Genomic DNA, 24666 nt, shown 5'->3' with positions numbered 1-24666 from the left:
ATTACTATTTATTTATAAAAAAAAAGAGATGAGCTTATGACGGAATTTTGGTAACTGAAAAAGATAGTTTATTTATAAAAAATAAACTATCCCCTTAATTCTCCTCTTAATTCAGAGGTTACAGCTTTAATTACCGTGTTTGTAATTTTTTGAATATCTTTATCGTTAAATGTTCTTTCCGTTGGCTCTAATGAAATATGAAAAGCGACTGATTTTTTGTTTTCAGCAATGTTTTTACCTTTGTATATATCAAAAATATTTACTGCTTGTATTAAAGCAGGAGTTTCATTGATAATTAAAGGTTCCAAAGATTTTATAACAACTTCATTTAATTCTTTTGCTGTTACACTATCGTCTATTAAAAAAGCAAAATCACGAGATATTGTTGGGAATCTTTGTGTTATAGCAACGCGTCTTTTCACATTTTTAGGTTTGCTTAAGGAACGTATTAAAACAGCTATATTTATTTCAAAAACAAAACAGGAAACATCAATATCATAATTTCTCATTGTTTTAGGATGCAATTCCCCTGCCCAACCTAGAGAAATAGATTGATTGTTTTCATCTAAAATATAGAAACCAACTCTTCTGCCAGGATGTAATGCTTTTGCAAAAGGATGAAATTTACATTCTGTGGAATTATCAATTGTATCAGATATTTTTACGACACTAATTTCGCTTCCAAGGCTTGTCACTAAATCAGTTACATGGGCAATAATGTCATGTAACGACCAATTTGTTTCAGAAGAATTTTGCCATGTTTTCTCAGTTTTATTTCCAAAAACAACCCCTGCTAAGCGTGGTGTTTCTACTGGCCTTCCCTCTTGGGTTTTTTCTCTAGAGTAAGCATAGCCTTGAGAATAATGATACTCTAAATTGTCTTCTATTTTTTGATTGAATTCTTTTTGTAATCCAATGCTTTCCCCGTTTTGTACAAAAACTCTTTTTCCTGAAACATCATAATTTTGGAATGTTCTACAAGAATGAAACAGTTGTCCACTTTTTGTTCCGTAACCTAAATTTCGAGTTACTTTACGTAATAAATCAGGAATAAGAGTGTTGTGCAATAAAGGTTCATCGCCAATAATTGGATTTAATAATGCTACAGGTTCTCCAAGAGAAAGTATAGATTTTAAACCTAATTTTTCGTAATCATCTGTTCTCATAAAATGTAAACTAATGACTTCATTATAACCTAAAGAGGTACACCGAGCGCTTATTTTTTCTAAATATTTATAATGAGGGTCATCGTAACTTACATTTGTTGGAGATATCATTGGGGTAGAAGGAACATTATCAATTCCGACAACACGAATGAATTCTTCTACAAGATCTGCTTCACCAACAATATCATGAGACCTCCAGCTTGGGACTGTTACTTTAAAAGCTTGAGATGCAATAGAAGATAATTCAAAACCTAGGGATTTTAAAATATTCAATTGTTTATCGAAATCTATTATATGGGCACCTAATATTTTTTCTTGTGCGAGCGAATTAAATTCAATTTCTATTTTAGGAAATTCAGTTTTAATTTCGGGTTTTTTATTCAAATTTTGTGAGTGAACTGTTCCGCAATAAATTGGTTTTATACTTTGCTCACTTGATATTAGACCAAGATATTCAGCGGCTGCTTGATAACGAGCAGAAGCATCGATTCCTTTTTCAAACATAAAGCTTGCATCTGTTTGTCGTGCATGGCGTCGGGATGATCTTCTTACAGAAACAGGGTTTGGATTCGCAAATTCAACAACTATCTTTTTTGTTGTTTCTGTTACTTTAGAATGTTCACCGCCTAATACACCAAGTAAACCTTGAGTTCCTTCAATATCACTTATGATTTCGTCAGTATCGTTAAGCTCTCTCTCTTTGCCATCTAATCCCGTAAATTTTTCACCTTGTTTTGCTTTTCTTAATATTAATTTTTTTGATTTTGGATCTTGCGAAGATAATTTTTCAAGATCAAAAGCATGGCTAGGCTGTCCATGAGCTAAAAGAATATAATTTGAAGCATCAACAATATTATTTATTGAATTTTGTCCTAAATTTTCAAGTAAAATTCTAAGCCAAGCAGGGCTTGGTTTTACCTGAGTTGAATCTATAAGCATAAAAAAAGCTGGTGTTCCTAAATGATTTTCTGCAGAAAATGAAATTCCCGCACAATTTACTGAGGAATGATTTATCGCGTCATTTTTAATTTTTTCTTCTGTAATAGATATTTTATTTGAATAACTATTATCTTCGTTTAATTTAAAGGGAATATTTGCGTAAGTGAAAGCAGCTTTAAGTTCTTTCGAGACACCTTCATGGCATAACATATCTGGTCTGTTTGGTGTAACGCTGAGTTCTAGTATAGTGTCTGAAATGCCAAGAACCTCAAAAATAGGTTTTCCTAATTGATGAATTAATACAGAGCTAGATACTCCTCCTTGACTATCTTCTTCAATTTCCCAAATTCCATCACCATCTGTATCTGCTTTTATTGGTAGGCCTAATTCTTCACGAGAACAAAGCATTCCGTTACTTTCAATATCGCGAATTTTAGATGATTTTATTTCTAGATTATTTGGTAGTTTAGTTGAAGGCAAAGCAACAGCAACATACAATCCTTGCCTTGCATTTTTAGCGCCACAAATAATTTGATTTATTATATTATTGCCAACATTAACCTGGCAAATTTGAAGTTTTGAGGCATTAGGATGTGGTTCTGTTTTTTCAATTCTACCAACAACAACAGTCTCTAAACCTTCTCCTTTTTTAATAACACTATCCACTTCAAACCCTTGTCTTGTTAAAAGTGGATTTATTTTTTCAATATCGTATGAAGATATAGCTGTAGGGATACCATTTATATTTATATTTTTTGTTACTTTAGGAAGGGAGATGAATTTTTCGACAAATTTTAAACTTGCTAGCATGTTTGTTACCTTTTTATTAATCTGTTTATAGTGTTAAGACAAGGAAAATGATTTTAAAAAGGAAACATCCCCGTCAAGCATAGACCGTAAATCGGCAATGGCAAATCGATCTTTTGCCATTCGATCAATTCCAAATCCTAATGCAAATCCGCTATAAACTGAAGAATCAATTCCGCAGCTTTCCAACACTTTTTTATTTACAAGACCACAGCCTCCAATTTCAGACCAGCCTGTATTCTTGCAGCTTCTACAGCCTTTTCCAAAACATTGTTGACATTCAACATCAACTTCGGCGCTCGGTTCAGTAAAAGGAAAGTAACTTGAACGAAAACGTAACTTAACAGGACGACCAAATGCGGCATTGAGCATTTCATTAATAGTATGTCTTAAATGACCCATATGAATACCTTTATCAACAACAAGGCATTCAATTTGTCTAAAAGAAGGAAGGTGTGTCATATCATATTCGTTTCGATAAACGCATCCTGGGCATACAATTTTTAAAGGAAGTTTTCTTTCCATCATGGCATGGCTTTGCACGTTACTTGTGTGTGTTCTTAAAACCCATTCACTTGCTAAAAAGAAAGTATCTTGCATTTCACGAGCGGGGTGATCTTTTAACACATTTAAAGTGTCAAAATTATAAAGATCATTATCAATTTCAGGCCCATCTACTATTGAAAATCCCATTCTTTGAAATGGTTCCATTAGATCGCGCATGACTGCAGAAACAGGGTGTCGTGAACCAATATTTAATTTTGGTAATGGAAGAGAAATATCATCTATTTCTAAGGATAATTTTTTTGTTTCGGATTCACTGCGCCATGTTTCTAAGAAGTTTTTTAAACTACTTTCTATTTCATTTTTTAATTCATTAATAAAAGCGCCTGCATTTTTGCGCTCTTCAGGCGATATATTACGAAGAGACTTTAACCATTCTTGTAAAGGTGATTTTTTACCACTAAAACGAATGCGTATTTCTTCAATAATTTCATGTGTAAATATGTTCAGATCAGGTACCCTATTGCCGTCCACGCCAACCATGTTAAAAAAAGTTTCTCTTTCTTTATGGATGATTGATTTAAGTTCCTCTAGGTTTTGATAAGTAGTCGATGATGGGGTGTTTAAAATATGCTTAATTTCATCTGTTCCAGACATAACTTTATCTTCTCCTGATATTTAATCCGATTTAAATCCTGCTGAAAATAAAAGCAAAAAATTAATTTTCAGCTTCAATTTATGACAATTAGTTTATATACTTACTCTTCTAAATAGCAATCTGTAAAAAAAGGAATCCATTTTCTTTTATAATCAATTCATCCAATTAAAAAGAAGATTAAAATATTGTCTGCGGTTTTTTTTGATGAATCAAATTAACTATTTTTTTGTTTTGTCAAAGCATTCTGGAGGTAATTTATGTTTAAAAATAGTATTTTATTAAGTTCTGTAACCATTTTTTTATTAACAAGTTGTGTTCAAGGTAAAGATGATAAGCTGGTTGTAAAACCTCCAGAAGTAAATTCACCTTCCATACCAAATAATCTAAATTCAAAATTATTTATGGCTACTAAAAACAAAGATGGGAGTTATTCAACTTTTAAAGGAAGTTGGACAGTTCCAGAACTTGTCACTTCAGTAAAAATTATTGGTTGTTCTGGCGGAAATGGTGGTGGAGGCGGTGGAGCTGGTGGTGCTGGCGCAAAATTTTATGATGGAAATTGGAGCGGAGCTTCTTGGGGTGGAAATGGATCTAATGGAGGATCTGCAAATAACGGGTCTGGGAATTCAGGTCAACAAGGGTTTTTAGGAAGGTATTCTATCAATAATACTTGGTATAATGCACTTCATTCTAACGGAGGATATCCACAAGCTGAAAGTGCAACTGTATCTGGTGGAGCTGGTGGATTAGGTGAACAATCTTATTTTGGAAGTTATAAGTTTTCTGTAGCAAATGAAAATAAAAGTAATTTAAATAATAATATTAAAATAAGTCCTTATACAGATACAGATGTTTGTTTAGGCGCTGTAGGTGGTAATGGAGGAACTGGCGGGAACGGTGGTAAAGCAGTTGTTGATAATATTGGAGATAGTTCTACTGAAACTTATTTTGGAGGAAAAGGTGGTGATGGAGGAAATGGTCAAACAGGATTTCATGCTCTTGTTGAGGAAGTAACAATTAAAGTAACTCCTGGAGAAACCATCGACGTTCAAGTTGGGCAAGGAGGATTAGGCGGAAATGGAAGTGCTCAGGTGACATCAGGTCAAAGTGGCTCTTTTGGTACGAACGGTACAAATGGAAACCAAGGGACAAATAGCCAAGCGGGCAAGCCTGGGGTCTTATACATTCAATGGATTGGTAAATAAAAAAGGCACTAAATTATCATTAGTGCCTTAAAGTTTATTTATTTTCCATGAGGAGAAAGCATTTTACTTGGGTCAACCCATGCATCAAATTGTTCGGCTGTTAAATAGCCGAGTGCAATGGCTTCTTCTTTTAAAGTTGTTCCATTATGGTGAGCAGTCTTAGCAATTTTAGCTGCTTTATCATACCCAATATGTGTATTTAGTGCTGTAACAAGCATTAATGATTTTTGCATTAATTCATTAATTCTTTCTTGATTTGCTTTTATCCCTGAAGCGCAATGTTCTTCAAAGCCAATAAAACAATCTGAAAGCAATCGAATAGAATGAAGTACATTATGAATAATCACAGGTTTGAAGACATTAAGTTCAAAGTTACCTTGGCTTGAAGCTATCGTAACAGCAACGTGATTCCCCATAACTTGGCAACAAGCCATAGTGGCAGCTTCGCTTTGAGTCGGATTCACTTTGCCTGGCATAATAGAACTTCCGGGTTCATTTTCTGGAATAGATATTTCACCAATTCCGCAACGAGGACCACTTGCAAGCCATCTAATGTCGTTTGCAATTTTCATAAATGCGGTTGCAGTTGTGTTAAGAGCGCCAGACAAATTTGCAAGAGCTTCTTGTCCTGCCAAAGCTTGAAATTTATTTGGAGCTGTTACGAACTGAATTTTTGTAAATTCGGATAGTTTTTTTGCTATGCCTTTAGCATAATCTTTATGTGAATTTAGGCCTGTACCAACGGCTGTCCCCCCTGCTGCAAGCTCACAAACCATTTCCATAGAATTTAAGACTGCTTTTTTGCACATTTTAAGCTGCATAACCCAGCCACTTACTTCATCACCAAGAGTTAAAGGTGTTGCATCTTGAAGATGTGTTCTTCCAATTTTAATAATTTTTTCAAATTCTTTTGTTTTTTTCTCAAAGGTTCCAATAATTTTATCTATTGATGGAATAAAGTTTTCATAAATAGCAATGGCAGCAGCAACATGCATTGCTGTTGGAAAACTATCATTGGTACTTTGACCTCTATTTACGTCGTCATTTGGATGAATTGGTTTTTTGCTACCAATTTCGCCGCCAGCTATTTCAATCGCTCTATTTGAAATGACTTCATTAAAATTCATATTTGTTTGAGTGCCGGATCCTGTTTGCCAAACAACTAACGGAAAATGGTCGTCATGTTTACCCGCAATAACTTCGTCAGCGGCTTGACTGATAAATTTTTCTTTTTGTGAGTCGAGTTCCCCTAATTGGCTATTTACCTGTGCCGCCGCTTTTTTGACTAGACCATAAGCTCTTATAAATACTCGTGGAAATCTTTCGCCGCTGATTTTAAAATTTTGAAAGCTTCTTTGGGTTTGAGCTCCCCAGTATGCATTTTGTGGCACGGCAATTTCGCCCATGCTATCTGTTTCTATCCGTGTAGACATAGTAGAATCTCCTAAAAGGGAAATAATAAAGTAAGATGAGATGATCTTTTGAAAGAGAGCCCAAAAAGGCCAACCTAATACTTATAGGATTGGGCGTTAAATGTAGCAAGTTCTGGATAAACTAAAGAGGTCATTTTTAAGACCGATAAATGAACATCAATATGTCGTCTGCTTTTGAGGTGCAAGGGATGGAAGTGGTAGTAAATAATACAACTATTGAGTTTTCAGGTCTCTTAAATGAAGAGTCCTCAATTGATAATATCAAAAAGGGACTGGAACAAGCTTTTGCTAATTCAAAGGACAAAGTAATACGTCTTGATTTTTCAAAAGTGAAAAGAGCAAACTCTTGCGGCATTTTAGCTTGGTATAAAATTCTTGACAGTTTTAAAGATGGTATGTGTGTCTACATAAACGTACCACGCTGGTTGGTTGAGCAATTTAATATAAGTGATTTTTTAAGTGAAAAAACAAGAGTGGAAAGCATTCAAGCAAATTTTTATTGTCCTTCTAACGATACACATGAAACTTTGTTGCTTACTCTTGGAAAAGAAATACCAATTTTAGATAGCTATGATGATTTTAATTTAATCATGAAAAGCAAAGATGGTCTTGATTTAGAAATTGATTTTGAACCCAATGAATATTTTTATTTTATTTCTTCAAATATAAAAAGATTTAAGGGAGAAGCTGCTTGAAAGTTGTCTGCTTTTTGCCTGATTCCATAGCCTTTCAAAATAAACTTGGAATGTTAACTCGTTCAGCAGGAGTAGATTTTCAGCCTTGTAATAGTGAAGAAGATGCTAAACTATTTGCATCTAAAGAAAAAAAAGAACGTTTTTTTCTTTTTGCAGATGCTAAAAAAGTCGATTTTTTAAAAGAGTTTTCTTTTGCTTATCCTGAAAGTAGAATTATCGTTATTCTTCAAGAAACCTTACAAAAAGTAATTCCAAGCCTTATCGAATGTGTAAATATTCAATGTTTTGTTGCTACAAACAATGGCGAATTTGATGCACGCGAATTAATATTACTTTTAAAAAAGTTTGAGACAAAAGATTATCCTGGTTTAGACAAACATTTAGGATTTCCTAATATATTTAATGAAAAAAAAATTAAAAATCAAATTGATAAAAGAGAAGCTTTGACAAATTTAGAAGGCTTTGTATTAAAAATAGGTGGTAATACAGAGCGTTTTCACCAATATGCTCAAAGAGTTTGTGAACTTACTGATGAGCTTTTATTAAATGCGGTTTTTGATGCAAATCCAAGATTAAAAACTATGGCTCGTCATGAGTCTTTTGAATTAGAAGAAAAAGAATCAGTAAAAGTAAAATGGGGATTTGATGGTGAAGTATTTGGTGTTTCTGTGAGTGATCCATTTGGTACTTTAACTAAAAAAACAGTTATGCAATATATGGACGAAAATCAAAAAACGGAATCCATGGGAAAAAGAGCGAGTGGTGGATTAGGAATTAAACTTATTTTTGATAGACTTCATCATTTTATAGTAACAGTTCAGCCAGGAAAAAAGACAGAAATAGTTTGTTTAATGAGATTTGAAAAAAGATTTAAAGATTTTGACAGTCGGTTAAGAAGTTTTCATTTTTTTGAAGCTGAGGAAAAAAATTAGCTATGTCAGCTGAATTCAGCAAGGATTTAGATAAAGCCCTTGCCGCACAAATTCTAAAAAATGTTTCAACAGGGATTGCTTTATTCAGTCCCGACGATCATTTTATGCGCTGGTGCAATGCTACTTTTAAAAAACAAACTTGGTTTGGTGGAGCAGGAAAATCGGCAGCAAAAGTTAATATTAGCGATCTTTTTGATAAAAAAGATCATAAATTAATTTATGATCTTTTCAATATTGCAATGAGTTTAGGGCAGGCTTACGACTTTCAAAGGCAAGTAAGAAGAGGCCCTGTTGGTTCTTTTCCTGCAGAAGTTAAATTACATAAAATTGTTATTGCTAATCCGAATGGAGAAGAAATATTGATCTGTATGGAAATTGCAGATCTTAGTTTAACTAAAATGTATGATGAACTCCAAAGTACACATGCACAAATGAGAGAAAAAATGGCGGACTTAATGTCTGCTCAGGCTGAATTACATTATTCTGTTCGCATGAATACCATATCAGAAATTGGTGCAGATATTGCACATCAGTTGATAAATCCTATTACAATGTGCCGCGGAATCTTACAAACTCAAATTACACCAACTCTTGCTGATGCTACTGCACAAGAAGATATGAAAAAAGCTTTACAGTATATGCAGGACATCCAAGACCTTGCTGTTTGGTTTAGAAAATTTTCAAATCCAAAACTTTCTGAAACTCAAATTACTAAAATAATGAGTATGGTAGATGATGCATTAATGTTAAATGTGCATCGTTTTACTACTCAAGGTGTTATTAATAAAATACGCAAAGATGAAAATTATGATCCCGCTGTTTTAGCAAACCCTGTTAACTTTATAATGTGGTTAAATGCAGCTTTTGCTGAGCTTTGTAATGTGATTCCACAAGGTAACAGTGTTATTTATATTGATATAAATGGAAATGAAGAGTTTGTTACGATATCTGCACAATGTGCTTGTATTCCTGGTGGTAAACAAAAAATTGCGACTAATACTCTTGAAAAATTTGCAAATAAAATGCCTGGAAGTGCAAAGTTTGAAGCAATTTTACAAGATTCGCATATAATGTTTAGCTTAGGATTAAATTGTTTCCAAGAAACAGAAGATCATAAAGATGAATCAGATAAAGATGAATCTTCATCTGATAATGCAAACGTTTCATCTGCAGTATTTTCTGGAAAAGATAAACCACTTGTACTTATTGTTGATGATGAGCAAGATATTCGTCGTCTTGTAAAAAGAGCAATGAAACAATCTGGCTGGGAATCTATAGAGGCCGGTGATGGTTTAGAAGCATTAGAGTACTTTCAGCAAGAAGAGAAAAAGCCAATCAGTGAAAGAATTGTAGCTATCGTATGTGATGTTCGTATGCCACGTATGACAGGACCGCACTTTTTAGTTGCATTGCGCGAAGAAAAAATTCAAACTCCTTTTATCTTTTTTAGCAGTAATTTAGTGAATCAAGGTGGTGAAAACGGCTTCAAATATGAAAATGTATTTTATATTACAAAAGAAGCTGGGCTTGATGAAGTGAAAAAAGCGGTTGCAAAGTTTATGCCTAAAGTGAGTGGGTAATCAATTTTATTTTTTTAAAAATCTTATAATTAAAGTTTAAAAATTAGAAATGAAATTATTCTAATTTACTTATTTATTTTAATATTATACTATAAAAATAATTTTTTATGCTACTAAATATAGCTTTATAGCATAATTTCTTATAAAATTTAAAATAAAACTGTAATTAATCCAATTACTCATTAAGGAAAGAATTTATGTGTGGAATATTTGGTGTTATTTCTAAGCCAAATCGTTTTAACGAAAAAACATTAAAAAATGCATTAAATATGCTATCGCATAGAGGTCCTGATGATTGGGGATTAGAAAAGTTTAACATCTCTGATAAATGGGATGTTTGGTTTGGTCAAAGAAGATTGTCAATTCTTGATTTAAGTTCAATGGGACACCAACCTATGAACAAACAGTTTTTAAATGGCAATTTTAATTCCATTGTTTTTAATGGAGAAATTTATAATTTTATTGATTTAAAAAAAGAATTATCTGATAAATGGGAATTCAAATCTAATACGGATACAGAAGTTATTCTTGCTGGACTAAATTTATATGGAGTAAATTATTGTAAGAAATTAAATGGTATGATGTCTTTGGCTTATTTAGATTCATCAAATAATAAAATTATATTTGCAAGAGATCGTTTAGGTAAAAAACCACTTTATTTGTATGAAACAAAAGATTGTTTGGTGTTTTCTTCTGAATTAAAAGCAATTGTCAATCTAAATTTAAAACTTACTGTTAATCAGCAGAGTTTAGCATTTTATCGTTGGTTGGGCTATATACCTTCAAATTTAAGTATTTATAACGAATGTAAAAAACTAAATGCAGCCTCTTTTGCTGAATTAAATTTAGGGAATGATTATTTAGAAAATTTAAAAGAGCAACAGTATTGGGATCCTTTTAATGGATACAAAAATAAATATAAATATTCTTATAAAAATGCTATTGATGAATTTTTAGAACTCTTAGATGATGCCACTAAAATCAGGCTTATTGCAGATGTTCCTGTAGGTGCTTTTCTTTCAGGAGGGATAGACTCAAGTCTTGTGTTATCAAGTATCAAAAAATTGAATATACAAGATGTTAAAGCTTTTACTGTAAAGTTTGATGATAGTAATTTTGATGAATCTAGCATAGCACAAAATACATGTAAGCAATTGAACTTTCCTTTAAACTTGATACATTTAAAAGAGTCTGATTATCATAATCAAATATCTAAAATTCCATTTTATTATGATGAACCTTTTTCTGACAGTTCACAAATTCCAACTATGGCTATTTCAGAAGCAGCAAAAAAATATGTTTCTGTTGTATTAACTGGAGATGGTGGTGACGAGGTGTTTTTAGGTTATCCAAGATTTTCATATACTAAAAAATTAAATAATATAAATCGTGCTATTAGATCTATTTATGGTTGTGATAAATTGATAAAATATGGAATTTCTTCAAATCTAGGAAAGAAAATTTTTCAATTTATTTTGAAATCGTTTTCAATTAATTCAACTAATATAGATGCTAAAATTTACAAAATAAATCAAATTTTAAAGTCTCAAAATTTATATCAATTATATGATACTATTTTATCAATAAATCCAAAAAAAGACTTATTAGAAATAGATCAATTAGAATTATCAGAATTACCTGATTTATATTCATATAATATGAAATGGCATCCTAATTATTCTTGGCAATCCCTTGAAGACCGTAGTATTGAAGAAAAGTTAGCCGCACTAGATTTAGTTTCTTATTTAAGAGATGATGTGCTTGTAAAAGTAGATAGAGGTACTATGGCTTATTCGTTAGAGGCTAGAAGTCCATTACTAGATTATAGAATAATTGAATTTGGAACTTCATTACCATTAGATTTTAAAATTAAAGATGGAATCTATAAAAGAATACTTCGAGATTCCTTATCGATACGTTTGACTGGTAATATAACGAAGTTACAAAAAAAAGGATTTGGCGTTCCTTTACCTTTAAATCTTCCTAAAGGAGCAAATTTAACATCCAGTTGGAATATTTTTATAGAGAATGAATGGAAAAAACTTTTTTCATATAATGGAGTGTAAGTTGAAAAAAATATTATTAACTGGGGCTGCTGGCTTTATTGGCTTTCATGTTATAAAAAAATTATTAGAATTAGAAAATTACGAGATTATTGGAATTGATAATTTAAATAATTATTATGATGTAAACTTAAAAAAACAAAGAATTTTAGAGCTAAAAAAATTAGATAAAAATAATTCTTTTTCATTTCATTCTTTTGATATAATAGAAAAACAAAAATTAATAGAGATTTTTAAAGAAAATAAATCTTTTGATATAGTAATCAATTTAGCAGCTCAAGCTAGTGTTCGATATAGTCTTACACATCCAGATATATATATAAAATCAAATGTTGAAGGTTTTCTAAATATATTGGAATGTTGTAGATATTATAATGCTTCGCATTTAATTTATGCTTCTAGTAGTAGTGTTTATGGGAATAATAAAAAGCTTCCATTTAATGAAGATGATACAGTTGATCATCCTATAAGTTTATATGCTGCAACTAAAAAAAGTAATGAGTTAATGGCACATACTTACTCACATTTATTTAATCTTCCTGTAACAGGATTAAGATTTTTTACTGTGTACGGTCCTTGGGGACGTCCAGATATGGCGCTATATTTATTTGCTGAAGCAATTTTAAATGAAAAATCATTAAATTTATTTAATGAGGGAAATATGCTTAGAGATTTTACATATGTTGAAGATGTAAGTGAAAGCATTGTGCGTTTATGTGGCATAACTCCAACTTCTGATAAAAATTGGGATCCATTAAACCCCAAACCTTCTTCAAGCTCAAGCCCATATAAAATATATAATATAGGTAATCACACTCCGATATTAGTTAAAGATGTTATTTCTAAAATAGAAAATTACTTTGGGAAAAAAGCAATTATTAATAATGAACCAATTCAGCCAGGAGATGTATATGCAACTTATGCTGATGTAAAAAAGCTTTATGATGCTGTTCAATTTCAGCCTAAAACATCGATTGATGATGGTTTGGTTTATTTTTTAAATTGGTTTTCTGAATATAATAATATAAAAATTAAAACATAAAATGTAGGTTTGCTATGGAAAAACATGAAATTATTATTGCATTAGAAGATGGTTCAACAAAAATTGGCGTTGTTGGGCTAGGGTATGTTGGTCTGCCATTAGCTTTATCATTTTCAAGAAAATATAAAGTTGTTGGTTTTGATACGAACGTAAATAAAATTGAAAAATTAAATCATGGTCAAGATTATACTGGAGAGATAGAAGATCCATCTGTTTTAAAAAATGATAATATATTTTTTACATCAGAGTATTCAGAATTAATTCAATGTTCTGTCATAATTATAGCTGTTCCTACCCCAGTTAATATTGGTAATAAACCTGATCTAGAATATTTATTATTAGCGTGTAAAATAGTTGGAAAAGTATTACAAACGACTAATGAAAAAAGATATATATGTTTTGAATCAACTGTTTATCCTGGTTGTACTGAAGAGGATTGCTTGCCAGTAATAGAGAAGATTTCTTCAAAACAATATGGTAAAGATTTTCATCTTGGTTATTCTCCTGAAAGAATAAATCCAGGCGATAAAAAACATAAGTTCGAAAATATTGTAAAAGTTGTTTCTGGATGTAGTCAAAATTCAAAAGAGTTATTTGCGCAATTATATGGTTCCGTTGTTGAAGCAGGAATTCATATAGCACCAAGTATAAAAGTAGCAGAAGCAGCAAAAATAATTGAAAATACTCAAAGAGATATTAATATTGCGCTTATTAATGAATTGTCAGTTATCTTCTCTAAATTAAAAATAGACACTTCAGATGTCCTCGCAGCAGCTTCTACTAAATGGAATTTTTTAAATTTTGTTCCAGGTTTAGTAGGGGGGCATTGTATAGGAGTTGATCCTTATTATCTAACTTATAAATCTGAGACATTAGGTTATATTCCTAAAGTTATACTTTCTGGTAGAGCTATTAATGATTCTATGGGAGGGTTTGTAGCTTCTGAAGCGGTTAAGTTAACATTAAAAAATAAACCTATAAATGGTGAGTTTTATAAATCGTTAATTTTAGGTTTTACTTTTAAAGAAAATGTTTCTGATGTTAGAAATACAAAAATAATTGATATTATTAATACATTGAAAGATTTTAATTTTCATGTTGACGTAATTGATCCTATTGCAGATAAAGAAGAAGCAATTTCGGAGTATGGAATAGAATTATCTTCCTTAAAAACAGATTTTATAGATTATGATGTTATATTTTTAGCAGTACCTCATGATGAGTTTTCTTCTACTATTGAGAATATTATAAGCTTAAAAGATAGATTGGCTCATAATATTGTTTTGATTGATATTAAATCAAAACTAAAAAGGGAGCAAATAAATATGTTATCGAGCTATATAACATATTGGAGATTGTGATTTTTTATTATTTGGTTGAAAATGAAAAAAAATATATGTTTTATAGTAAATAATGCTGATTATTTTATATCTCATAGGATAAATATTGCTAATGAATTACTAAAAAATGGCGATACTGTGGAATTGTATGCGCCATTCCCTTCAGTTAAAAGCTATAATTACTTATTAGAAAAGAATATAAAAGTATTTAGTTTACCTTTTAGTAGAGAAAAAATTGCTTTTTCTGGGATAATAAAAACGTTCTTAATGTCTTTTCAACTTGGAATTAAGAATAATTCAATATTTCATTTAGTAACAATAATTCCAATAATATTATGTGGAATTCCCCTTAGAATTTTAAATAAATGTTGTATCTTTTCTGTTTCGGGTTTGGGTACAGTATTTATTTCTAAAAAATATAAATATAAACTATTAAAATACTTAGTAATGATTATATACAGATTTTTATTTAATGGAAAAAAATCTAAACTTATTATACAGAACATGGATGATTACTTTTTTTTCAAAGATGTTATAAAAATAAAAGAAAATAATATTGAATTAATTAAAGGTAGTGGTGTGGATCCTAACAATTATCCTTATTATTCTGAATTACCAAAATCAGAATGCCCCATCATTTTATTTCCAGCAAGATTGATAAAAGAAAAAGGAATTCATGAAATAATTAATGCTTCTAGAATTTTAAATAAAAAAAATTTTTTACACGAAATCTGGATTGCAGGAGATGTAGACCCTGGTAATCCATCTTCTTTAAAAAGTTTGGAAATTGAGGCATTAAAAAAAGATAATCCTTCATTAAAATTTTTGGGTTTTAGAAATGACATTGCATTATTACTAAGTAAATGCACTATCGTTTGTCTTCCTTCTTATAGGGAAGGACTTCCAAAAGCTTTAATTGAAGCAGCTGCTTGTGGAAGAGCAATTATAACAACAGATGTTCCTGGTTGTCGTGAAATTGTTTCACATGAAAAAACAGGAATATTAGTTAAAGTTGCTTCAGCATTAGATTTAAGCATTGCTATTGAAAATCTTTTAATTGATCAAAATAAAATGGAAGTTCTTAGGCGGCAGGCTTATAATGATTATCTGAATGAATTTACTTCAAATGCTATTGTTAATAAAATTATTAGTATCTATACCAAATTATTAAATATTTAGTTTTCTAAAATATAATTTAACATTTGCTGAGATGAATTGCCATTTCCATAAAATGAGGATCTTTTTTGATTCTCTATTGTTTTAAAATTTAATATTTTTTGATAAAAATTTTGTGTATTTGGAGGTACTAAAATATTCCAATTAATATCTACAAGCTCTGTCCATTCAGTTTCATTTCTAAGAACAATTGCTTGCGTTCCTAAAAAGTATCCTTCTTTTTGAATGCCACCTGAATCAGTAATAATAAATTCAGCATTTTTCAATAAATTTAACATTTCAATATAGCCTACAGGATCAATAAATTTTATATTAGTTTTATTAAGTAAATTTTTGGATTCAATTATTTTTTTAGTTCGAGGATGTAAAGGAAATATTATATTTATTGTGTCAGAAACTTTATCTAAATTTTTTAGAATATTTGATAGCACTTCTTCACTATCCGTATTTTCTGCTCTATGAATAGTACAAATAACATATTTTTTCTTTTCAAGATTGTATTTTTTTAATATGTCATAAGTAATATATTCTTCTTTTATAAATTCTTTACAAGAGTCATGCATTACATCGCCAATATTAAAAATTTTTCTGTTGCTTAATCCTTCTTTTATTAAATTACTAGTTGCTATTTCGGTAGGGCTAAAAAGATATTCTGAAAGATGATCTGTAACTATTCTATTTACTTCTTCAGGCATATTTCTATTAAAAGATCTTAGCCCAGCCTCAACATGTGCTACTGGTATATGCAATTTAGAAGCAGCTAAAGCACCAGCGATTGTAGAATTGGTATCGCCATATACTAATAAAAGATCTGGTTTTTCTTTTATGATTATTTTTTCAATTCCATTTAATATTTTCCCAGTTTGTTCTGCATGAGAGCAAGATCCTACTTCTAAATTATATAAGGGTTTTTTTATTTTAAGCTCATTAAAAAATAAATTAGACATAGATTCATCATAATGTTGTCCTGTATGAACTATTATTTCATCAATTTTATTAGATTCTTCAAATGTTTTTGAAACTGGTGCGGCTTTGATAAATTGAGGTCTTGCTCCAATTACTGTGATTATTTTTTTCATAAATCCCCTTTTTCAAAGTGCAATTAAAAATTATGATTTTAATACTAGGTAAACTTCAAATTTGAAGTTTACTAAATTATTAAGTCCTTTTATACAAAAATAAAATTTTTCTGAGATCTATATTTAAATATAATTTGCTACCAAATTGATTTAATAATAGTAAAGGTAAAATGAAAATCCACATCATATCAAATTTTGGTAGATATGGATTAAAAAAGCATGGTCCCATAAAAGATAATAACGCAACTGCAATAGATTTACCAAATATATTAAACTCTTTAAAATATTGTTCTGTATTATAATTTTTTTCATTTAATAAATTATAAATTAAATATAAAAAAGTGCTTATATAAGTTAACAAACCAATTACTCCAATAGCTCCAATTAAATAAACAAAGTAAGATTCATATGCCCATGGATTGCCTCTATCACGTATTGTATTGAGGTCTGAATTACCTAATCCCCATCCTAGCAAAGGTTTTTCTTTCCACCATTCAAAAAGTCTATTTATTTGAAAAAAGCGATCGCTATAGGAGTTTGTTTGATTTTGAGCCATTTTTATATCAAAAATTATTTTGATATATTTAAAAAAATTTGAAAAATAAAAAATTAAACAAAATATAAAACTTAAAGATAAAAACTTGAGATTAAAAATTAGGAAAATAAACTTTGATTTATATTTAAATAATAATGTTAAAGATAAAAAAAATAATGTTAGAAAAACCAAAAGATAAGCTGATCTTTGACCAACTAAAATTAATGTTAAACTTTGAATGAATATAGTTATTAAAATAAATATTTTATTAATAAGATATTTTTTGTAAATTAATGAATAAATAAAAAAACTTATTAAAAAAGGAAACATAAAGTAATTTTGAGCGGTATTATCACTAAAAAACATAAATATATTATCTACATAACTTGATCTTAAATTCAATGGGAAATAATAAAAATATTTAATAATGCTTAATATATGAAAAACATACCATAATTGATACAAATTAATGACTAATGTAAATATAAAAATGGATTTAATAATTATAATGACATTATTGGGTTTATTTATTGAGTTTGAAATAAATGTTATTAATGTTGGGTATAAAACATAAAGTGATAATACTTCACTTATTCTTGTATTTCCATAATTCAATGAATAAAGTAAACTGAATGCTCCTAATATAGAAAGAATACATGCTAAAATTGCAGTTCTTATACTAATTGAGAATTTATTGTTTAGAATTTTGAAAAATTCAAATAGAAATATGATTAAAAGCAAAATTGTTTTTTGTTCAGTATAAATAGTTGGAGCAAACATCATTAAAAAAATTAAGGTTAAAAAACATACAAACGGTATATTTTCAAAATTAAAACTTATATATTTTTTTTTATCATTTATTAAATTCATTTTGCTCCTCAATATTACAAAAATATTTAATTATTAGTATTTAAAATATTAAAAAATAAATTTAATAATTTATCTTCATAAATTTCTTTTGTAAAACTACTTAAAAACAATGATTTTCCTTCAGCTCCCATGGCTAATCTTTTTTCTTTATCTTTTAGAAGTATAGTTAAAAAATTATACCATTCATCTAAATTATTGGCTAAAAATCCATTGATATTATTTTGAACTAACATTTTATTAACTCCAACAGGAGATGCAATAACAGGTTTTGATAAAGCCATATATTGAATAAGCTTATAACCGCATTTGCCTTGTTCAAAGTGTCCAAAATGTAAAGGCATTATTCCTATATCAATTTTCCTCAGTAATTCTACCTCTGTGCTATCGGACCAGGGAATAATTTTTAAATTGACATTATTTATTTTTAAATTTTTTGCACCTATACAATGAAGTTCAATTTTAAAATCCTTTGATAGTTTAGAAAAAACGGATTCAATGTCTTTCAAATATATTTCTGTTGTAGAAGAACCAATCCAACCAATAATTATATTATCATTGTCATTCTCTTTTAATTCTTGAATATCATATTTTTTCTTTGAAACGACAGTAGGTATAGTAATAATATTTTTAGCTTTTGCTTGTTCTGCGTATTCTCTTAAGTATTGATTACCGCAAATAACTAGTTTTGAAGAATACATGATTTTTGAGATTTTTTTGGATAAAAAAAATCTAATTAGAGAAGATTTATTTTTATCATATAAATGAAAAACGGCATCGTCATAATCTAAAATATAATCTTTTTTTAATAAAAATTTTTCTATAACATAAGGGCTATAGGGAAATAATTCTTTCTCAAGCCATATTAAGTCATATTTTTTTTGATAAAATAATAAGAATATAAACCTTCTAAAATAGTAGTAAAAAACTTTAAATTTATTAAATTTTTTTCCGGACATAATACTTTCAATATATGAATTAGGCATCAATGGCTGTATTGTAATTTTGAGGCCATTCTCTTCTAAATATTTAATATATTGAAAAAATCTAACTCTAGAGCTTGGTCCTAAATTATCGTATTTACTTAGTAATAAAATATTATATCTATTTTTCATTTTTGATAAACCTAAAATAAAATGCTTTTATGAAGTCACGATATAGCATTTTGTAACCTCTAATAGTATGAATTACTTCTTTATACTTAAGAGTAAGTGCTAGGATTAATATTCGTACTAAAAACTCAACTGTTAAAGTGAAAAAGAGGACTGTAAAATATTCAATTTTAAATAAATGCTTTTTTGAGTATAACAATTTACTTTTAATCGATAAATAGAGTCTTTTATCTCTTATTTTATCAGTCGTTCCTCCTCCTATATGAAATGCGCATGCATCAGTCATATAAAATATTTTATAACCACTTTTTTGAACTCTTTTTGAAAGATCTAGATCTTCAAAATAAAGAAAATAATCTTCATCAAATCCTTGCAATTTTTCAAATATATCTTTTTTAATTAAATAAAAAGCTCCAATTACATGGTCGACATACGAACTTGTTTTATGATCCCATTCATGCATATGAAAAGATTTAAATAGTTTTCCAGATAATTTATTCAATCCTAAAGATGTAAAAATAAGATTAAGAAATTTAGGAAATCTAGCACAGGAACGAGAAACTTCATTTGCATTATTTAATAACATAATACCACAAACGGCAACATTCTGATTATTTAATAAAAACTGAATTGGTTTAGTTAACGCATTTTTATTGATTTCAGTATCGGGATTTAAAAATAATATATATGGTTTTGAACTGTTTTTAGATAATATGTTACAAGCTTTTCCAAAACCTAAGTTTAAATCACTTTTTATTATTTTTAAGTCTAATGTTGGAAATTTATTTTCTATATTAATAATTGATTTGTCACTGGATGCATTATCGAATATAATTACCTCAATATTTGGGGTTTGATTTGAAATTGATTTTAAACAGTTGTTTAATAAATCTCCAGAGTTCCAATTGACAATACAAATACTTACTAAATCATTTAAATTCATTTTGTGACTCTCGATAACTTTATGTTGTTAAAGCTTTTTTTAATAAATTTGAAGCTAAAGTTGCTCTTGAATAGGGAAATTCATTTTCGCTAAATTCTTTTTTATTTATGCTTTTATATTCTAGTAATTTTTTATTAAATAAGCTAAATTCATTAATGCTATTAATATTTGTGTATATTGCATTTGTGTCTTTAAAAATCTTAAAAATTTCTGAATTTGTATTATAATTAATACATAAAATTGGTGTTTTTGAATATATATACTCAAATATTTTTCCAGATAAAACTCCATTAAATTTATAATCATTCAAGCCTAATAAAATATTAATAGTAGAATCTCTTTGTGCCATAAGACATTCTTCTCTTGATAAATAACCTGATTGAAAAACATAATTGCTTAAATTATGTTTTTTAATAAGACTTTCTAATGTAGGTGAATATTTTGAGTAAAATATTAAATTTATTTTTAACAAGGGTTTTATTTTAACAGATTCTGCGATTAAGTTGAATAATAATTCAATAGATTGATAATATTTTTCATAAATAGTTCCTGTGTAAATTAATCTAATTATGTCATCATTAGGGTAAAAAGGTGTATTAGAAATATTTTTTGAATCATCTTCATCAAACCCGTTCTCAACAACATAAACGTTTTGATCAAGCATGATTTCAAGTTCATTCTTTAAGCCATGGCTAACTGTTGTAATTAAATTTGCCTTTTTTAAAATATATTTTTCAATAATTTTTTCTACTCTATTGAATGGAAAAATACCAGAATAGAAGGGATTTGAGGTCCATAAATCACGGTAATCAGCAATCCATTTTATATTTTTATTTTTTCTTTTTGCGAAATAAGCTACTAAATGAGTTGAATATGGTCCGCATGAGCTTACAATTAAATCAGGTTTTATTTCATTTGTTATGAATTTGCTTGCTTTACGAATCCAAAAATCCTTAGGATCTGGCATTCGATATATTCCTAGGATCCCCTTTTTATGAGATATTTGGATAAATTTATTTTTAATAAAGTTCAAAAATCTATTTTTGAGGGTGCTTATATAATTATTTTTATTTGTAGAAGCTGATGTTACGTTTGAAGTGAAGTTTTTTTTAATTTTTTTTCTATAGAAATTTTGTATTGAATTAAATATAGAATACATTTCAATTATTTTAAAGTTTTTAATATCTAAGTTTAAATCATAATTATCTTTATCATTTTTAGGGAAAGTTATAATTGTTATTTCATGTCCTTCTTTTTCCCATTGTTTTGCAAATGAATAAAGTCTTAAAGAAGCGATTGAGTTAGTGGGAGGAAAAAACAATGTTACCAAAACAATTTTCATTAGCTTTGACCTATGAACGAATATTTGTAAAATGAAGAAATATTGTATTAAATAAAACTTCGCTGTCAAATAAAAATATCAGATTATGATAATAATAAGCAACTTCTAAGGCTTACTTTTTACAAGGAAGGGGGGCTAATATAGATTAGCTTATTAAATAAAATTTTCAATATGCAACGATTTTTGTAATAAATCAAGGTGAATGAATTTATTATTAAGTTATTTGATAATCTGCACATTATTTTCATAATTAAGAAGCAAGATGTTTTTTAATACCAATTTGAACTTTTTAAAATTGGAGTTATTGAATTAAATTTATGAGAATATTAAAATATAAATATTTGTATCATGATATTTATAAAATCTAAAATTTTAGCTAGTTGCCTCGATTCAGTCACTTTGTCTCTTTATTTTTCAAATTGGGTATATTAAGTATATCCTCTAGATGAAAAGAGATTTGATTGTTGATATATAAAATCTTTTGATTATATGATAAACCTTTTAAGGATAAAGTTAAAACATATGAGCAATATAAAAATTTCGGTAGTTGGATGTGGGTACTGGGGAAAAAATCTTGTTCGGAATTTTTTTGATCTTGGAGTTTTAGACTCTGTATGTGATTCTCATTCCGAATTAGCGGATGAAATGCAAAAAAAATATAATGTCCCTTCACTTTCTTTTGATCAAGTGTTGCAAAGTGATGTTGATGGAGTTGTTATAGCGGCTCCTGCGGCTCAGCATTTTGCTCTGGTCAAAAAAGCTTTGCTTGCAGGTAAAAATGTTTTTGTTGAAAAACCAATATCACTTAGAATAGAAGATGCTCAAAATCTTCATGAGTTAGCTATAAAATCAAAAAAAATCTTGATGGTAGGTCATTTGCTTCAGTACCATCCTGCTTTCTTAAAGCTAAAGCAATTAATATCTGAAGGTAGCCTTGGAAAACTTCAGTATCTTTGTTCAAATAGATTAAATCTTGGAAAATTCCGTAATGAAGAAAATATTCTTTGGAGTTTTGCTCCTCATGATATTTCTATGATTTTAGGCCTCGCAGGCTCTTTACCTGATAAAGTATACGCTACAGGATCATGTCATTTAAATCCAAATATTCACGATGTGACAACTACTCATATGACCTTTAAAAATGGTATTCATGCTCATATATTTGTTTCATGGCTTCATCCATTTAAGGAACAAAAATTAGTCGTAATTGGTGAGCGTGGAATGGCTGTTTTCGATGATAGTTTATCTTGGAATGATAAATTAACAATATATCCTAATCAAATAAATTGGGTTGACGGTTTTCCTCAGCCATCAAAATCTGAGGCGACAAAAATTAATTTAGTAAGTTCTGAGCCATTAAAGATTGAATGTGAACATTTTATAGATTGTATTCAAAATAAAATAGTACCTAGAACAGATTCTTCTGAAGGAATTCGAGTCCTTCAGGTATTAGAAGCAGCTCAAAAGTCATTAAAAACTCAATCAGCTACTAATGTAATAAATGAAGATTTGCCATTTTATAAGCATGAATCTGCTTTGATTGATGACGGTTGTGAAATAGGAAATGATACAAAAATTTGGCATTTTTCTCATATTTTAAAAGGTTCTAAATTAGGTAATCATTGTGTCATTGGTCAGAATGTAATGATAGGTCCTGATGTTACTATTGGAAATAAATGCAAAATCCAAAATAACGTAAGTCTATATAAAGGAGTCATTCTAGAAGATGGAGTATTTTGCGGACCTTCTTGTGTCTTTACAAATGTTCATAATCCTAGAGCTGAAATAGAAAGAAAAGATGAGTTTAGGTTAACATATGTAGAAAGAGGCGTTACAATTGGTGCGAATGCTACAATCGTATGTGGTGTTCGACTTGGCGCTTACTGTTTTGTTGGCGCAGGTGCTGTTGTTACTAAAAATATTAAACCACATGCTTTAGTTGTTGGCAACGCGGCGAAACAAATTGGATGGATGAGTCATGCAGGAGAAAAACTTGGTGATGATCTCATATGTCCTAAAGAAGGTCGTCGCTATAGTGTTAATCACAAAGGCTATTTAGAAGAGATCATAAACAATGAATCAATCTCAAAACCAGATACTCAATCAAATACCGTCGATTCCTTTCATTGATTTAAAAACTCAGCAAGAGCTTATTCGCTCAAATGTTGATTTGGCAATTCAAAAAGTTTTAGATCATGGTCAGTATATTATGGGACCAGAAGTCCATGAGCTAGAGAAACAACTTAGCTCATTTTGTGGAGCTAAGCATGTTATTAGCTGTGCAAATGGCACTGATGCGCTTGGTATTGCTTTAATGGCAAAAAATGTTGGGCCAGGTGATGCTATTTTTGTGCCAAGTTTTACATTTGCTGCAACTGCGGAAGTTGTTGCTTGGACGGGAGCAACACCAATATTTATTGACTCACATCCAGATACATACAACATGGATCCAAGAAGTCTAGAAATCGGAATTCATACTGCAAAAAAGTTGGGGTTAAGACCGAGTGCAATTATACCAGTAGATCTTTTTGGGCAACCTGCAGATTATGATGCCATTCAAGCAATTGCTAATGAATATCATTTATGGATATTAGCTGATGGTGCGCAAAGTTTTGGAGCAAAATATAAAGATAAATATGTTGGTAATATTGGTGAAATTGCAACTACAAGTTTTTTTCCAGCTAAACCATTAGGTTGTTATGGTGATGGGGGGGCTATTTTCACAAATGATGATGAAATTGCTGCTATTATAAAGTCACTTCGCGTGCATGGCCAAGGAACAGATAAATACGATAATGTGCGAATTGGTATGAATGGAAGATTAGATACAATTCAAGCAGCTATTTTAATAGAAAAATTAAAGATTTTTAATAAAGAAATTGAACACAGACAATTTATTGCTGACTTATACAATAAAGAATTAAAAAATATTGTTCAAATCCCTCATGTGTTAGAAAATGTGAGTTCTGTTTGGGCTCAATACACAATTAGATTGCCTAAAAAATGTAATCGCTCAAAACTTATGACCGATTTAAAAGCTTTTGGAATTCCTTCAATGATTTATTATGTAAAACCATTACATCTGCAAAAAGCTTATCAAACATATCCAGTTGCTGGTCAACAAAGTTTGGAGATCTGTGACGTTCTTTCAGAGGATGTATTAAGTTTACCAATGAGCGGTTATATTGATGAAAAAAGTGCTTTATATGTTACTGAATATTTGAAAATGTTATTAAATAGTAACTAAT

At 29.4% G+C, this 24666-nt stretch carries 18 protein-coding genes; 10 read left to right on the top strand and 8 right to left on the bottom strand.

What is annotated here, in order from left to right; genetic code table 11:
* Nucleotides 1-86: 86 nt before the first annotated feature.
* Both pheT and pheS read right to left on the bottom strand, forming a co-directional pair.
* The gene (gene pheT, locus GCL60_RS13790; protein ID WP_153421261.1) at nucleotides 87-2915 is read right to left on the bottom strand and encodes a phenylalanine--tRNA ligase subunit beta; all 2829 of its coding nucleotides are present in this window, start codon (nucleotides 2913-2915) and stop codon (nucleotides 87-89) included.
* A gap of 33 nt (nucleotides 2916-2948) precedes the next feature.
* Nucleotides 2949-4073: a phenylalanine--tRNA ligase subunit alpha gene (gene pheS / locus GCL60_RS13785; protein ID WP_153421260.1), complete on the bottom strand. Its 1125-nt coding sequence runs from the start codon at nucleotides 4071-4073 to the stop codon at nucleotides 2949-2951.
* 258 nt (nucleotides 4074-4331) lie between these two features.
* Between pheS and GCL60_RS13780 the strand changes: the two genes are divergently transcribed.
* Nucleotides 4332-5279 carry a hypothetical protein gene (locus GCL60_RS13780; RefSeq protein WP_153421259.1) on the top strand — a complete coding sequence of 316 codons (948 nt, stop codon included), beginning with the start codon at nucleotides 4332-4334 and terminating at the stop codon, nucleotides 5277-5279.
* Between the two features lie 38 nt (nucleotides 5280-5317).
* Here GCL60_RS13780 and fumC read toward each other — a convergent pair whose 3' ends face one another.
* Nucleotides 5318-6712, bottom strand: a complete 1395-nt coding sequence (fumC, locus tag GCL60_RS13775) for a class II fumarate hydratase (protein WP_153421258.1) — start codon at nucleotides 6710-6712, stop codon at nucleotides 5318-5320.
* A gap of 188 nt (nucleotides 6713-6900) precedes the next feature.
* Here fumC and GCL60_RS13770 point away from each other — a divergent pair, with 188 nt between their 5' ends.
* The 7 genes from GCL60_RS13770 (at nucleotide 6901) to GCL60_RS13740 (ending at nucleotide 15543) form a co-directional block, all read left to right on the top strand.
* The gene (locus GCL60_RS13770; RefSeq protein WP_153421257.1) at nucleotides 6901-7407 is read left to right on the top strand and encodes a hypothetical protein; all 507 of its coding nucleotides are present in this window, start codon (nucleotides 6901-6903) and stop codon (nucleotides 7405-7407) included.
* Nucleotides 7404-8339 (top strand): hypothetical protein, encoded by a 936-nt coding sequence (locus tag GCL60_RS13765; protein ID WP_153421256.1) that lies wholly within the window; start codon nucleotides 7404-7406, stop codon nucleotides 8337-8339. Before GCL60_RS13770 ends, GCL60_RS13765 begins: the two co-directional genes overlap by 4 nt.
* 2 nt (nucleotides 8340-8341) lie before the next feature.
* Nucleotides 8342-9919, top strand: coding sequence for a response regulator (locus GCL60_RS13760; RefSeq protein ID WP_153421255.1), 1578 nt, complete (start codon nucleotides 8342-8344; stop codon nucleotides 9917-9919).
* 197 nt (nucleotides 9920-10116) lie between these two features.
* Nucleotides 10117-11985: an asparagine synthase (glutamine-hydrolyzing) gene (gene asnB, locus GCL60_RS13755; protein ID WP_153421254.1), complete on the top strand. Its 1869-nt coding sequence runs from the start codon at nucleotides 10117-10119 to the stop codon at nucleotides 11983-11985.
* Nucleotides 11975-13024, top strand: coding sequence for an NAD-dependent epimerase/dehydratase family protein (locus GCL60_RS13750; protein ID WP_202614045.1), 1050 nt, complete (start codon nucleotides 11975-11977; stop codon nucleotides 13022-13024). Before asnB ends, GCL60_RS13750 begins: the two co-directional genes overlap by 11 nt.
* A gap of 14 nt (nucleotides 13025-13038) precedes the next feature.
* Entirely contained in the window at nucleotides 13039-14385 is a 1347-nt protein-coding gene (locus GCL60_RS13745) for a nucleotide sugar dehydrogenase (RefSeq protein ID WP_153421252.1), read from the top strand.
* 21 nt (nucleotides 14386-14406) lie between these two features.
* On the top strand, nucleotides 14407-15543 hold the full coding sequence (locus GCL60_RS13740; RefSeq protein ID WP_153421251.1) for a glycosyltransferase family 4 protein: 1137 nt from the start codon (nucleotides 14407-14409) through the stop codon (nucleotides 15541-15543).
* On the opposite strand, the gene wecB is transcribed toward GCL60_RS13740, so the two are convergent.
* The 5 genes from wecB to GCL60_RS13715 all read right to left on the bottom strand — a co-directional run bounded on the left by wecB (nucleotide 15540) and on the right by GCL60_RS13715 (nucleotide 21418).
* The gene (wecB, locus tag GCL60_RS13735) at nucleotides 15540-16619 is read right to left on the bottom strand and encodes a non-hydrolyzing UDP-N-acetylglucosamine 2-epimerase (protein WP_153421250.1); all 1080 of its coding nucleotides are present in this window, start codon (nucleotides 16617-16619) and stop codon (nucleotides 15540-15542) included. The genes GCL60_RS13740 and wecB overlap by 4 nt on opposite strands.
* A gap of 79 nt (nucleotides 16620-16698) precedes the next feature.
* Nucleotides 16699-18024 carry an O-antigen ligase family protein gene (locus GCL60_RS13730; RefSeq protein ID WP_153421249.1) on the bottom strand — a complete coding sequence of 442 codons (1326 nt, stop codon included), beginning with the start codon at nucleotides 18022-18024 and terminating at the stop codon, nucleotides 16699-16701.
* 26 nt (nucleotides 18025-18050) lie between these two features.
* On the bottom strand, nucleotides 18051-19136 hold the full coding sequence (locus GCL60_RS13725; RefSeq protein ID WP_153421248.1) for a glycosyltransferase: 1086 nt from the start codon (nucleotides 19134-19136) through the stop codon (nucleotides 18051-18053).
* On the bottom strand, nucleotides 19126-20076 hold the full coding sequence (locus GCL60_RS13720) for a glycosyltransferase family 2 protein (RefSeq protein WP_153421247.1): 951 nt from the start codon (nucleotides 20074-20076) through the stop codon (nucleotides 19126-19128). The genes GCL60_RS13725 and GCL60_RS13720 overlap by 11 nt, the downstream gene beginning before the upstream one ends.
* 19 nt (nucleotides 20077-20095) lie before the next feature.
* Complete coding sequence (locus GCL60_RS13715; RefSeq protein ID WP_153421246.1) at nucleotides 20096-21418, bottom strand: glycosyltransferase; 1323 nt, start codon at nucleotides 21416-21418, stop codon at nucleotides 20096-20098.
* 522 nt (nucleotides 21419-21940) lie between these two features.
* Between GCL60_RS13715 and GCL60_RS13710 the strand changes: the two genes are divergently transcribed.
* Together GCL60_RS13710 and GCL60_RS13705 are read left to right on the top strand one after the other, a co-directional pair.
* A complete protein-coding gene (locus tag GCL60_RS13710) occupies nucleotides 21941-23548 on the top strand; it encodes a Gfo/Idh/MocA family oxidoreductase (RefSeq protein ID WP_153421245.1) in 1608 nt (535 codons plus the stop codon).
* Nucleotides 23493-24665 carry a DegT/DnrJ/EryC1/StrS family aminotransferase gene (locus tag GCL60_RS13705; RefSeq protein WP_153421244.1) on the top strand — a complete coding sequence of 391 codons (1173 nt, stop codon included), beginning with the start codon at nucleotides 23493-23495 and terminating at the stop codon, nucleotides 24663-24665. Before GCL60_RS13710 ends, GCL60_RS13705 begins: the two co-directional genes overlap by 56 nt.
* Nucleotide 24666: the final 1 nt, after the last annotated feature.

This window comes from Silvanigrella paludirubra, from assembly GCF_009208775.1.
GTDB lineage: Bacteria > Bdellovibrionota_B > Oligoflexia > Silvanigrellales > Silvanigrellaceae > Silvanigrella > Silvanigrella paludirubra.
Note: the sequence above shows the minus strand (reverse complement) of the source record. Positions and strands in the feature narration are given on the sequence as shown.